This is a genomic window from Gloeocapsa sp. DLM2.Bin57, assembly GCA_007693955.1.
In the GTDB taxonomy this organism is placed as follows: domain Bacteria; phylum Cyanobacteriota; class Cyanobacteriia; order Cyanobacteriales; family Gloeocapsaceae; genus Gloeocapsa.
Map to the genome: position 1 here is coordinate 1 of RECR01000128.1, position 14,082 is coordinate 14,082.

General features: G+C 37.2%; 11 protein-coding genes and 1 pseudogene. 8 read left to right on the top strand and 4 right to left on the bottom strand.

All coding sequences use genetic code 11. From position 1 onward, the window contains the following. The first annotated feature begins 165 nt into the window (after positions 1 to 165). The 6 genes from EA365_16000 (at position 166) to EA365_16025 (ending at position 7,814) form a co-directional block, all read left to right on the top strand. Positions 166 to 780: a hypothetical protein gene (locus EA365_16000; GenBank protein TVQ42090.1), complete on the top strand. Its 615-nt coding sequence runs from the start codon at positions 166 to 168 to the stop codon at positions 778 to 780. Positions 781 to 1,291: 511 nt separating this feature from the next. After that, positions 1,292 to 1,720 (top strand): hypothetical protein, encoded by a 429-nt coding sequence (locus tag EA365_16005; GenBank protein TVQ42091.1) that lies wholly within the window; start codon positions 1,292 to 1,294, stop codon positions 1,718 to 1,720. A gap of 17 nt (positions 1,721 to 1,737) precedes the next feature. Next, complete coding sequence (locus EA365_16010) at positions 1,738 to 2,652, top strand: hypothetical protein (protein TVQ42092.1); 915 nt, start codon at positions 1,738 to 1,740, stop codon at positions 2,650 to 2,652. Between the two features lie 52 nt (positions 2,653 to 2,704). Beyond that, entirely contained in the window at positions 2,705 to 4,708 is a 2,004-nt protein-coding gene (locus EA365_16015; protein TVQ42093.1) for a hypothetical protein, read from the top strand. 40 nt (positions 4,709 to 4,748) lie between these two features. Next, positions 4,749 to 7,463, top strand: coding sequence for an ATP-binding protein (locus EA365_16020; GenBank protein ID TVQ42094.1), 2,715 nt, complete (start codon positions 4,749 to 4,751; stop codon positions 7,461 to 7,463). Positions 7,464 to 7,496: 33 nt separating this feature from the next. Then, positions 7,497 to 7,814 carry a hypothetical protein gene (locus tag EA365_16025; protein ID TVQ42095.1) on the top strand — a complete coding sequence of 106 codons (318 nt, stop codon included), beginning with the start codon at positions 7,497 to 7,499 and terminating at the stop codon, positions 7,812 to 7,814. A gap of 263 nt (positions 7,815 to 8,077) precedes the next feature. On the opposite strand, the gene EA365_16030 is transcribed toward EA365_16025, so the two are convergent. From EA365_16030 to EA365_16040, 3 genes are read right to left on the bottom strand one after another with little or no spacing between them, the layout of a single operon-like run. After that, positions 8,078 to 9,058 (bottom strand): AAA family ATPase, encoded by a 981-nt coding sequence (locus EA365_16030; protein TVQ42096.1) that lies wholly within the window; start codon positions 9,056 to 9,058, stop codon positions 8,078 to 8,080. Continuing rightward, positions 9,052 to 10,674: a helix-turn-helix domain-containing protein gene (locus tag EA365_16035; protein ID TVQ42100.1), complete on the bottom strand. Its 1,623-nt coding sequence runs from the start codon at positions 10,672 to 10,674 to the stop codon at positions 9,052 to 9,054. The genes EA365_16030 and EA365_16035 overlap by 7 nt, the downstream gene beginning before the upstream one ends. 11 nt (positions 10,675 to 10,685) lie before the next feature. Next, the gene (locus EA365_16040; protein TVQ42097.1) at positions 10,686 to 11,312 is read right to left on the bottom strand and encodes a resolvase; all 627 of its coding nucleotides are present in this window, start codon (positions 11,310 to 11,312) and stop codon (positions 10,686 to 10,688) included. A 333-nt stretch (positions 11,313 to 11,645) separates the two neighbouring features. On the opposite strand from EA365_16040, the pseudogene EA365_16045 reads away from it, so the two are divergent. After that, positions 11,646 to 12,218 (top strand): annotated as a pseudogene (locus EA365_16045) (hypothetical protein). Positions 12,219 to 12,313: 95 nt separating this feature from the next. Next, positions 12,314 to 13,363 (top strand): ThiF family adenylyltransferase, encoded by a 1,050-nt coding sequence (locus tag EA365_16050; protein ID TVQ42098.1) that lies wholly within the window; start codon positions 12,314 to 12,316, stop codon positions 13,361 to 13,363. A 138-nt stretch (positions 13,364 to 13,501) separates the two neighbouring features. Here the strand turns inward: EA365_16050 and EA365_16055 are convergent, their stop codons facing one another. Beyond that, positions 13,502 to 13,957 (bottom strand): HIT family protein, encoded by a 456-nt coding sequence (locus tag EA365_16055; GenBank protein ID TVQ42099.1) that lies wholly within the window; start codon positions 13,955 to 13,957, stop codon positions 13,502 to 13,504. Between the last annotated feature and the right edge of the window lie 125 nt (positions 13,958 to 14,082).

Here is a 14,082-nt window from a genome sequence, read left to right on the forward strand (position 1 = left end):
GCTGGTTTTTGACGATTTCTGTCCTACTTCATTTGTGGGGCTGCCGAATGTGGGTTATAAATACTTAGTTAAAGCCCATTTTATTCTGACTCCTGAATTCTGACTTCTGAATTCTCTTTAAATTACTATTTGATGTACAAAAACTCGGTTAAAAAATAAATAATGATGATCATGTCAGAACAACAGAAACAGGATATTGCTGCTGAATTACGGACTTTACGAGAGACAAGACTGTCTTTGGACTTGGATTTAGATGGACTAACGACTAGAGAAGAAGAAAGATACGGTACTAATCCTTATTCCTTTGATACTGATGGTGATGGGGTAAGCGATTCCTTAGAGATAGGAGTAGGTAATAATCCTCTTTTGGATGAGACTGAAACCTATCAGTATAGTCCTCCTGAAGTAGAAGCGGATTCAGCTAAAAGCGAACTTCGGAGTATTTATGTACAGCGTGCTAGAGAAGTGCTGCAAAATTCCACACTGACTTATGAGGATTTGTATCAAGAGGGAGATAATAAATACTTTTTTGAGGCTTTGGATTTGCAGGTAATTACCAGTAGTACTACCCAGGAGAGAATATTATTGTTGTCTCAAAGTCCCTATGTCCAGTTCCAGATGAAAGAAAATCATACCAATTTGCAGTCAATATTCGAGGAACACGTTCAATTTATTGAGCAAGTGTGTGATTTTTCGCAAAAACTTGAGATTGAGAGGGAAAAACAAAGCCAGATTGAGATAAAGACTGATAATGAGTTTTATTTAGGTAAAAATTTTTAATATTTGCTTAAAATCTGCGTTGTGCGAAACGCAGACTATGGTTTCAACCAAGTACGTGAGTTTCTGTGAGAAGGTGGACTTGGTACTGGTGTTCGGTTTGTAGGATTGTGGCGATCACATCAGCATCTTGTTTCCCGCATTTCTCACAGCCGGCGATCGCTCGAAAAAAAGAAGTAACTATTCCAAAAATGAACAATCTTTAATTATACCACGAAACACTTTTGCAAGAGGTCTATTGACACAGAAGAGGATTCAATTCCTTTATTTGCATAACCCTCTGAACGTTTACGAGAATTTGCAGATACGCCCTAATTTTGGCAAATTGTAACAATAAGTAAAGTTACAACGTAAGGTAAGCTTTATTAAAGATACAATTTGAATATGAGATCTATAAAGTTCAGAGAGGTAATAAGTTTAAGTAAGGACAGAAACTTAGCGAAGAATAGGGGATGTCGGTTGATAAGTTTTTGTAAGTAAGTGCTTTTGAAGTGCACTTAATGGGCGGTTTGGTATGGCAATTCCAATTAGTATTTATGCTTTTGACTGTAGAACAACTAATTGGCGAATTTGTCGGCTTAATTGTCAGGAATCCCTAGAAAATGGCAACACCCAGAGATTAGAACCTATAAGTGAACCACAGATCGTCGCTCTCACTACATTCAACCATAATGGTCAATGTCTTCCAGCATCTATCTTATTAGATAAGGATGGACAGATACAAAGATATGGTCAAAGTGCTTATGAATTAGCTTGTGAACCAACTCAATTAGCCTATCTGCATGATGCCTTTAAACTATGTATTGGAAATCACCAGTCTCCAAGTCCTCTAGGTCCTTGCCGTCGTTACACCCATCGAGAGGTATTAAACTACACACAGCTACTATTGTCTCAGGTTGTTGAACAGCTAGAACGAGAAAAAACCAGTAGTTTTTATAACTGAATAAGGAGGTTATGAAAATGTCAAATAAACTAATTGAATCCTTTAACTACAACAGACAAGATAGCTTAAAGCAAAAACTTACAAGAGTAAACAGCTTACAAGAGGTAGCTGATATTATTCATAATGAATTAGCTTTTTATGTGGATATAGGAGGAGACTATATCAATAGTCTAACCCCTTCTCAGGCAAAAACTGCACTTGCACTGTTAGCGATTTTAAGAGAATCCCATGATACACTGGGAGATTCTGTAAGGTTTAAAGCCTACCATCCTCAAGAGAACCTATCATCAAAATATTCATCCGAATCAGTTGCCCTTCAAAATACTGTAGTCATTACGATAGGGGCTGGTGTGGGGGCTGGCTTTGGTTTTTTCGGAGGACCAATGGGAGGAATTATCGGGGCTGCTATTGGAAGTGGTGCTGCCAAATTTTTTAGTGATTTCTTTCAACAAGAATCAAAGTCTAGCAAAACTAAACAACAGCGAAATCAAATAAAATTAGAGCTTGATATTGATAAGTTGATGTCAGAACTAATTAATTTGTTTCAAAAAATCGATAAATTGGTACTAGAAAAAGAACCTTTTTCTCAGTCTGAACCAGAAGAAAAAACACCACAATTATCTGATTTTCCTGAAATTATCGAATTTATTCAAAAATTAGCAGGACAACGCTATTCGGGTTTATCTGACGATTTAGATTTTGCTATGCAGGAAGAATTACCATCATTATTAAGAGCGTATGGAATTCAAGTAGATGAGTTACCTTCTGAAAAGTTATCCAATTTAGAAATTCTAAGTCGAGAACTCTCTCATACCTACAATTTTGAAACTAGCAATAAAATTAGTGAGCCAATTGTTGAGATACCTGCAATTTTAAAGGATGAGCAAATTTTTCGGAAAGGAAAAATACGCATTCCTTATTCATCAAAATAATCACTTAAGTTAATAGATTAATTCAATGTATTAATTAGAGGAGCAGAAAAAAATGACTTCTAATCATGATTTAGCTAATGTAATTGTGTTAGGTTTTGATCTTGGTCATGGTGAAACTGCACTGACTTATATTGAGGGATGTCAAGATAAAAGTAATAACATCGATTTACTATTTTCCGATATTAGTGTTATTGGTTATTTGCCAGATGGAGAGACGATTTGGGGGGAAGATGTTTTCTTGAATGATTTAGCTAGTAATGATGATTCTTTTGATATTGGTTTTAAGTCTAAGCCTGGTATTTATGACGATCGAGATCTGAAAATTTCAGACTTTGCTAAAGCTGTTTATCAAAAAGCTCTATATAAAGCTCCTCAACTACAGAGAAATACAGAAAATATTGAAACTTTTATTGGCTGTCCAACTGGTTGGCTTGATCAAAATGAAAATAAAGTTTTAGAGGCTTACAAAAAACTTTTTATAAAAGCTGGAATTCCTAATCCTAAAATAGTGGCTGAATCTGATGCTGCTATTGCTTATTATTTTGATGTCGTTCAAGATGATTCTTCCCCCAATGAATCAATCACGATGGCAGAGTTGAAGCAGCCTATTATTGTTTTAGATTTTGGCTCATCAACTTTAGATATTACTATAGGCAAAAAAATACTAGGAAATCCTATTACGCTTGGTATTCCTTTAGGTGCTTCTTTAATTGATAAAGCTATACTGGAATGGAATTTAAGTCATTGTTTAGATTTTGATTATCCTCTTCATAAAAAAATAGATCAAGACGAAATTGATGCTCTAAAAAGTCTTTTATTTAAAAATCATTCTTTGTCTGCTAAAGCAGAGTTCTTATGTAGAAAAATAAAAGAAAATTATTTTAATCATCAAGATGCTTATCAAAAAAAATCTTGCTGTTTAAAAAAAATAGAATTTTTGGATGAGTACCAATTATTTATTTGTATTTGGGGAGACATGATGACTGAAATTTTAAATACCCCCTTAACACAACTAATTTCTAATTTTTTCACGAACAATAAAGATCCCGAAATTGATCAATTAGCTGGTTATTCATGGCTGGGGCGATGTGAACAACTTCTTAAGTATGATTTGGATAATAAACTACTAGAAAATGGCTTAAGCCGTGAAGATATTGGAGTTGTTATCTTAACTGGTGGAGCATCAAAAATGCAACCTGTGAGAGATTTGGTAAAAGAGTGTTTTCCTAAATCAAAAAATCTAAGTTTTCGATTTGATAATAATCCTGAACTTTGTATTTCTCGTGGATTATCTTGCTATGGCAGAATTGATCTTCAAACTCGTCACTTTGAACAGGAAATTGACGGTTTTTGTGAAGATAAACTATGGGAAATATTAGGTAAACATTATGGTTCAACTAAGTTAATTGAAATTATTGGGGATAAAATTGCTGATTTAACAAGAAGTAATCTTCAATGTTGGAGAGATAAATCTATAGATGCAGATCGTATTGCTTATTGGATTAAAAAAGAATTAAAAGATTGGAGTGAATCAGATCAGTTAAAAAATGAAATAAAAAAAGAATTAGAAAGATTAGAGAAAGCAATTAGCGAAGAAGTAAATCAATCTCTAACACCCATTTGCGAAAAGTATGGACTAGGTATTATAGATTTATTGCCACCATCTTTTCTGCGTGATGATTTTTATGACACTCTGCAAGAATTTGCTGACGAGTATGACATAGATTCAGAAGATATAAAAAATAAATCTTTTTCTATTGTTGCCACGATGCAAGAACTAGCTAAAGCTCTAGTTGAGGGAATCAATGAAGCATGGAAAGATGAGGAGTTTGAAAACTTAGGAAATGGATGGGGCTGGTGGAGAAATTTGAATTTTTCAGAAGATGATGCTCGTCCAATGATTAATCAGTTAAGAAAAGGTGGCGAAGAAATTGTGGCTTCCTATTTAGGCGATGAAGATTTTGTCAAAATACCAATTTATGCCACTTATTGCTCATTACAAACAGCCTTACGACAAAAAATAAAACAGGCTAAATATTTAATTTATAGTTTTTGATTAATCATAAAAGCTCAAATTTTAAGGAGTTTGATTTATTATGAATTCAGAAGTAACAGCTTTAACTCAAGAACGGAACTTTTTTTTAGAGCAAATGGCAATGGCAACAGTGATGTCTCAATCTTTGCTCTATGTCAGTGGACGGAATTATTTAGAATTTCTAGACAATGACTGTTCTCAACTATTTAGCGTTGCTCAAAAACCACCACCACAATTGCCCCCCCATTTTATTCATATTGGTCAATTAGGTAAACCTTTATTGGGCGACCCCTATGAACCTCTTTTAGCACTTCAAACTGCTTTAGCAGCCTGTCATGGTGATTATAATCAACAATTAATTTTCTTAGTTATTCATGACGGATATTACAATAATATCTATATGGGAGTTCGTCATAACCAACATCCTCCCGACGCATTTATGCGTTCATTTCAGCACTTTTTTAGAGGTTTATACTCTGGCTCTCAATTAGAATACCTAACTCCCAACAAAGAATCTTATAAGACTAAAATAATTCAACCATTACAGGAAATGGAACATGGAATTTGTTTAACAGGGATTCCTTCTATTAAACAAAGTAGTAATGCAGAATATTTATCTTGTTTAGATCGCTTACTCAGAGGGATACAAGGAGAACCCTTTGCTTATCTTGTTATTGCAGATCCCATTAATCCGATTGAGATCGATAATATTACTTATAGATGTCGTGACTTAATTGGACAAGTACACGCCTTAAGTAAAATGAATATTACTAAAGGTCGTTCTCATGCAGTTACAAATCAAGAAAGTGAAACTAAAACTGAAGGAACACAAAGAAGTCAAGGTAAAACTGAAAGTTCTACAAAGCTAGGTGTCTTACCAATGCTAGGAATAGCAGGAGCAGGAACTTATGCAGTATCAGCTTTAGGGGTTCTTTCAGTCACCTTTCCTCCTGCTGCCTTAGTTGTTGGAATTGGTGGACTTTTGGTATCTTCTAAACTTTCTCTATCAAGGCAATCTTCTCGTTCTATCAATACCACAGTTTCTGAAAGCCTAGCTCGAACTATATCTCAAAGCGTTTCTGATACTGAATCAATGCAAATGAGCGTTGAGTTTATTAATGCTCATGTTCAAGCGGCCGAACACTTATTAAATCAATATGTAGAGCGTTTTTACTCAAAAAGAGCTTTGGGACATTGGAATGTGGGGGTTTATTGTCTATCTGCTTTTCCTGAAATTGCTGAATTGGCAGGTACACAACTTCAAGCGGTTCTCAATGGCTCTGCCAGTATGTTAGAACCTGTGCGGTGGCATAAACTAGAGCCTTTTATGTATCAATCAGATTTTCGCAATCCCCTACAACGGTTAGAAACACCTCCATTAACTTCCAAATTAGATACTGAACATCCTTTTGGCTATTTATTTGAGAATTTAACGACTCCCTTAACAACGGCTGAATTAAGTCTTTTAACTAATTATCCTCGCCGAGAAATTCCAGGTATTCAACTAATTCCTACAGCAGAATTTAGCCTTAATCGGAATATGCCAACCGAGAATAGTGTGATACTGGGCAATTTAATAGATGCAGGAACAGAAACTAAATTACCCTATGGTTTAGAGATTAATTCATTAAGTAAACATACCCTGATCACAGGCATTACAGGTAGTGGAAAATCCACCACTTGCCAAAAATTATTAAGCGAACTGCAACAACGCCATATTCCTTATCTTGTCATTGAACCCGCCAAAGATGAATATGTAGATTGGGCAATGCAAATCAACGATCGCCTGCCACCCGATAGCCCAGACCGAATTGCCATCTATATCCCAGGTATTCAAACTTGGCGAGGACGAAAACTAGAAGACCAGTTAACCTTAAACCCCTTTGACCTCGTTTGGCTCTCTGAAGATACAACCCCACAAATTTTACCTCATATAGACCGTTTGAAATCAATTTTAAACGCTTCTTTTCCCATGCAGGAAATATTACCTGTTTTACTAGAAGAAGCTCTATTCTATGCCTACAGTCGTCCTCATAACTGGTTAGATGAGCAATTACCTCCCTTTGGTACGCCTCGACCCACCTTCACTCAGCTTCTCGACCAAGTACAATTGGTGGTCAAGAGTAAAGGGTATGAAGAACGCATTACGGCTAATCTCAGTGCTGCCCTAAAAACCCGCATCCAAAGCCTGCGTCAAGGCTGGAAAGGCAAACTCTTAGATCGCCCCAATTCTACCCCTTGGGCAGCCATTTTTGACCGTCCAGCCATTATTAACCTCTCCCACTTAGGGGACGATGCTGACAAAGCCTTCACAATGGCGGTACTTTTACAATTCTTATATGAGTACCGACAGGTACAACAGGAAAACGCTTCCACCGAAGAAAGAAAAAGCGATCGCTTGCGTCACCTGACTGTAATTGAAGAAGCCCACCGCATCTTACTCCGAGCAACACCAGGTACTTTAGAACAGGCTAATCCCCAAGCTAAAGTAGCTGAAATGTTTGCCAATATTCTCTCAGAAATCAGGGCTTATGGAGAAGGGTTGCTAATCGCCGACCAAGTTCCTGCACGATTAGTCCCCGATGCCATCAAAAATACTAACCTAAAAATTGTTCACAGGCTAGTTGCCGCCGATGATCGAGAAGCCATGAGTGCTTGCATGACCTTAACCCCAGAACAAAGTGCTATTATCAATCGCCTCCGTCTGGGACAGGCTATTATTTATGGTGAACAGGCTGATATGGCATCCTGGGTACAGATTTTAAAACAGGATTAACCAATCTTTGACAACAATTAGGAGGTTTAAGAGATGAAAATGTTAGAAATCGTTAACGCTGAACGACAACCAATAGGACGAATTTTTTGGGAATTACCCGGTAAAATTACCTTAGAAGTTTTAGATTCTCGATTTGAGTCAAAGCTTCAATCTTTGATAGAAACAGGAAAAAGGGATGGATTTCCTTATCGTAAAGGAAGAGAAGTAGAAGATGATGGTCATCGTATTTTTATTGACGAGAAAATTATAGTCAAACCTGAAGATGAAAAATTCTTAGAAGCAATAGCTGATGTAGTCAGTCACTATACCTTTGGTGGCGAAAGAGCTTTCGGCTTACTTAAAGAACAATAGGAGGAAAAAAATGAGTCTTTTTGAATCTTTTGGTCAAGAAGGGGGGGAAATCACTCCTGAAACTGGTTTAGCCTCCGTAGATGTAGCGACCTGCAAACAAGATCGCCCTGACTCGCAAACAGGAGATTTTTCGGCTCAGATTAACTGCAAATAAGACCCCTCTCAGACTCACATTATCTGCAAATAGGCTCAGATTATTTGCAAACAGCTTGCAAAGTGCGAATTTGAACCCACATTATCTGCAAATAAACCTTTGTCCAAAATCAACTCGCCAACAGAGGAATCCCTAACTTCAACATTTGTTCTCTCAAATCTTGAGTTTGCCCCGGCGGTAATTGACCATACAAAAAAGAACGCACCTGACGAGATGGCAGATTTAACAATTCCGACAACACCTTCACGTTATAACCTTGTCGAATTAATCTCGGTTCTAAATCATCCAAACCGTGTGCCAAAACCCCTTGTAAAATCTCCTTCGTCACAGGTTTAGTCGCCACCCGATAAGCCGCTTCAAAAGCCAAACTTAAATATTGCTCAATTTGTAAAGGTGTCACCAAAGAGTCAGCCAAAAATTGATAAGCTTCCTCAGTTAAAAAATCCGTCACCGGACACTCACTATCACTGCTGTTATGCAAAATCCATTCAATATACTCTTTTTGATGCCCTCTAATCCCCTCCAAAGAGAAAACATTAGCTCTAGCCCCAATTTCCTCTAAAGTTGGTCGCCTAAGGTCATTTTTCAATTTCGGATGTCCAGCTAACAAAACAGAGAGTTTACCTTGATTATGACGGACTAATTCAATTAAACTTTTCAAACCCACCAGAGTTTGAGGATGAAGATTATGGGCATCATCCACAATTAAGACCACTGGTTTACGACATTTTTGGATTAAAGCCAACAATTTACGCTCCCTTTGTTCTGGTTGCGTAGGCAATTTCAACTCTTTTTCAGTCGACAGGTCATAAAATAAAGCCGTAATCAAAGTGCCTAAATTAACCCGATTTTTATCTACCGCCAGAGAACAAGACACCATTACCTCTTTAGAAAGTTTCAAATGGCTAATTAAACTCTGGAGAGTCGTAGTTTTTCCTGAACCTACCATCCCCGATAAGGCAATGAGTCGCCCTTGACGAATCACATAATTCAACTCTTTAAACAGATTCTTCTGTTCATCGGTTTCAAAATAACCCAAATGGTCAAGTTCCTTCTTAAAACCAAAATACTCTATGACATCACTTAACATGAGGCTTTCCCCTCAAAATAGGCTTTAATTTGGCTCATAACTTCCTTTTTGTCCCAAGTTTTCTCTAAAATGCCATTAATCTCAGTCATTTGTTCAGGAGTTAATTTAGCTAGAGGTCGTCCTAAATAGTCGGCAATAGCTTGTTTAGCTGCCAATTCGCTTTTAAAGACCAATTCTTGAAAAGGATCTGGGTCAACAAACTGTTGACGGGGAAATTCAATCACTTTTGGCTCAGAAATCGGTAAAGAGACCACGCCAATCGCCGAAGATGGTAACGCTAGTTGTTTAGCTAAAATTTCAATACGCTCAAACCGTTTTTGACGGACAGTTTTCTGGAAAGTACGGTAACGATGGAGAGGAATGGGCGCACCCACAGGATTATAAGGACCATAGCGCTGTTCTTGATACTCCACATACAGTTCATTATCAAATAGACCCCACCATAAAATCACCGTTTCTCCCGCTAAATTGGGGTCAACTTCATAAAAAACCCCTTCTACGCTTACCCTAGCATCAATTCCTACCTTCCGACGCTCTGGTTCACGGGCAAAGGTGCAAAACCGCTCCCAACTGCACATTTGACGTAAGCCTTCATCGGATAAATTTTCTAACCAATCTTCCATGCGAGAATGAGATTCATGGCGATGGGATTGGTTGTTATAATGCACTAAAAACCGCATTAACCAAGCGTTAGCCTCGGCTTCCGTTTCAGGTTCATGAAGGTGATAGAGGGTTTCGTGCATCTCTTTGACGGTGCGAAAAGGACGCTCTACCTTCCCTTTTGACCGAGCGGTGACTCTTGTACCATCTTTTCCGGCGGGTAAATGGGTTTTGACTTCAATTCCGAGTAATCCCATTACCTTCTGAAAGACCAGACTGCGAGTAATTGGACCATTATCCATATACAGCATCTTGGGAATCCCCTGAAAGGGAAAGTTCTCCACTGTCTTGGCAGACATGGCAGCAAAGAGGAAACGTAAAGCTGCTTCCACATTCTCGCCATAGACTTGATGGTATTCTTGATAAGCCACTCCACTACGGTCATCTACGACGCTATAAAGCATTAGAAGGGGACGACCTTTACCCGATGCCCATTCTGGTAAATTTTGGAGATGTTTGAGGTCAGAGGGGCTTAAATCAAAATGCCAACATTGATTACTTTGGGTGGCTTCAAATCTCACAGCAGGTGGTTGCCTTAACAGGGTATGATGGTCATAGCCCCATTGCTTGAGATAACGATTGATGGTGGCTCTTTTTAAGAGTCCTTCTGGAGCTTGCAGATGTCCTTCTGTGGTATCAATCCCGTGTTCTTCTAGTAACCGGATTGCTTGATTTGTTGATAGATGTCTTCCTTTGCGGTTGGTGGTACGAATTTTTAAGGCGGCGATTACTTCACAATAACGTTCTAATTCCCTTCGGTGTATGACTCTAGGCTGTCCACTGTCTGCTCTTTTGGTACTATGGAGTTGGTTTCTTTCTCTCAAAGCACGATAAATGGTATGTTCGGATACGCCGTAGAGGTGTGCTACTTCTTGGATAATTTGGCGGCGTTCGCCACAACGTGCCGGAAGTTGTCCTAATCTTTGCTGGAGATCCATGAGGGCTTCGGTGGGGATTCTTTTGTTGGTCATATTTCCCCACCAGAATAGGGGTGAATTTTCCTGCGAGCTAACCAGTCATACAGAGTTGAAGGGGAACATTCGATTAATTTGGCAATGGAGCGTTTACTAATGCCTTTGGCTAAATAGCCTCGAATTTCTGACTCGTATTGATCTAATTTCAGTTTAGCTGACCTTTTTCCTTTTGGGCGACCTAATGATTTACCTTCAGTTTTTAGTTTCGCCAGTGCTTCCTTGGTTCGGATGGAAATAAATTCGCGCTCGATTTCAGCGGCTAACCCTAAGACGGTAGAGGCAATACGACTTTGGATGTCTTCAGCCATGACCAGATTTTGTTTGGCAAGATGCACAATAATCCCTTTTTGGAGACAGCATTCTAGCATTTCTAAGACTTGAAGGGTGGAACGAGCCATCCGACTAATTTCAGCAAAAATGACCACATCTCCGTTTTGTGCAGTGTTTGTTAATAATTGACCTATAGCCCTTTCACGCCAAGGACTTCGCCCCGAGATTGTTTCTTCAATAAATTTTACAGATGCTATACCTTTGCTATTGGCGTATTCCAAGATGCCATGACGCTGATTAGCAACGTCTTGGTGGTCTGTGGACACTCGTAAATAGGCATAAACAACCATAGAGGACAACTTTACAAATAAAATCTTTTGACTATTTCAATTGAACGGATATCATCTAGTTTAAACCCTATTTAACGTACATAAATTATTAAGTTATATCATCCTTTTTTTTGGACATCCCGAAGCTGAAAATCCTTATAAGTCTGTCTTGACATGGCTTATCACTTATTTGCAGTTAATCTGAGCCGAAAATCTTGTTTGCAAGCTGTTTGCAAATAATCTGAGCTTATTTGCAGATAATGTGAGTCTGAGAGGGGTCTTATTTGCAGTTAATCTGAGCCAGAAACCTTCTTGTTTGCGAGTCGAGGCGATCTTGTTTGCAGGTCGCTACACGTAGAGTTAGTTAACTATACAGAAATTGGCAATTTTGAAGCCAGTAGATTATTGACTAATCAAGAAGTAGGTAACTATTTACGAGAAACTTTACCCCCATCTCACTTAGAAAACTGTCCCAGTATTGAATATCAATCTGAATGTAATCAACAGTATCCAGAATCTCTAGGAACTTGTAGCCGATTGAATAATGAAATTTGTATTTGGGGACCGACAGAACGATTTAGCGGTCCGGGTGAAGTCCTCGAAATAGTAACTCATGAAGTAGGTCATAGTGTTCATAACAATATTATGGCTCAAAAACCTGAAGTTGCTGAAAGATGGAATCAATTGCATGAGCAAAGTTGGACTAAATTTACTCAAGATGGAACAGGTTTTGTTTCCTCTTATGCTCAAACAAATATGAGAGAAGACTTTGCTGAAACTTACATGAATTATGTTCGAGATCCCGAAAAGCTATTATTTTTTAGTCCTGAAAAGTATGAATTTATGAATAAGGAAGTTTTTTGTGGTACGATATATAGTTCTCCTCTCCAATTTGGTTATGTAGATCTCAGTGAAATTAGCAATTGAAAAATCTCAAATAAATTTAATATTGTGTTTTAATTGCTAAAGCATTTCTACTAGATTTAATTGTTAAAAAGTAAGATTTAAAAATATTTAAGTCAATGAATAGACGCGATACTAAGTTTCAATTAAAAAGGTCTTTATCAATTAAATTTGATCAAGAGCGTCCAATTATTTGGATTGGGAAATTACCCCCCAATGCTATCAAAATTGAACATCCTCCTTTTTATCTGGCGAAAATGCTAGAAATTTTATCAGAGCCTCATACTTTTGAGGATCTCTGGCAAAAAATTAAATTTGAATATCCTCAGTGTCATCATAGCGAACTTAAAGATTTTTTTATCAATCTTTTGAAACTAGGAGTAATCTCTCCTCAATTTACAGAAGGAAGATACCACCGTCATCAGTTATATTTTGATCTTTTTCAAATTTCACCAGAGCATTATTATCAGACACTTTCTAGCAAAACAGTAGGATTAATTGGCTCTGGAGGAATAGGTTCAACGGCTGCACTGTTACTTACAACGGCTGGTGTAGGGACTCTTATTTTATCTGATGAGGATTTTCTCGAAGAGAGTAATTTAACTCGAACAATTCTTTTTGAAGAATCTGATATCGGGACTCGCAAAGTCATCTCAGCAAAAGCTAGATTGGAGTCTAGAAATCAAGAAACTACTATTATTCCCGTAATGAAGATGTGCGATGGGGTTGATTTTCTCAAAGAATATTTCTCTCAATGTGATGTCATGCTTGTGTCTGCTGATAGCCCATCAGAGATACATCTGTGGGTTAATCAAGCAGCCGTTGAATTAAAGATCCCGTATATAACTGCCGGATATGTGGAAATTTTCGGATCAGTAGGACCTTTTATTGTACCAGACATGACTGCCTGTTATAACTGTCATCTCCTCGATACAAAGCAAATACCTAAAAGATTTAGACAATTAAATCATAATTTTCAAACAGCATCCTATGGACCTCTAAATGGACTTGTTGCAAGTATAGTTGTGAATGAAATTTTAAGGTATCTACTTAATCTAGAGACAAAAACTCTTGGAATGCAAATGCTTATAAATTTTAGTGATTATACTATGTCATTTATAGAGTATAAAAAAAATAGTAAATGCTATTGTCAGCAATTAAATAATTAGCTAATTATTTTTTTTATTTTTGTAAGATCTGGATTCAAAATAAGATCAACTATAGTTGAACAACCTCCGAAAAAAGTATAGTCTTGGTGATTAGTAGAATCCCATCTATTTGCAAATAAGGTAATTTTATCTCATACTTTATTCTCGTATTTTTTTTGCTATTTTACTTAGTTCATAATCATCTTCTCTTTTGTAATCATGTGATGAAATATACCCTTGATATTTATGGAAATATTTATCAACTTTAGACTTAATAGGTTTCCACTTTTTGAGATCTCTAGTGCCATGTAGAGGAAATAATTTAGCGTGTACATGATCAACACCAAACCCTTCAAAAACAACTCCTGTTCTTGCTACATCTTCAAGTTTATGATCTATCAATTTTGTTACCGTTTTTACTGCAAGTATTAAATCTACTAAGACTTCGTCGGGTAAATCAAAAACGTAGCTACCATAATGCGCTTTTGTAATAACTACTGATACCCCCAATGTATTGGGAAATATTGATAAAAACGCTAAGTGCTTTTCATCTTCCCATATTTTATGACACTTTTCTTTTCCTTTAACTATTTGGCAAAAAATACAATCTTCCACTATTAGACTCGTTGTTCAATACATAAAAATTCTTTAATCGGATGAGGCTAGTGACGATCTAGCTATAACTTGCTAAGCAACATCTACCAAAATTATATATTTCATTCTAATCTATCTTAGCCCTC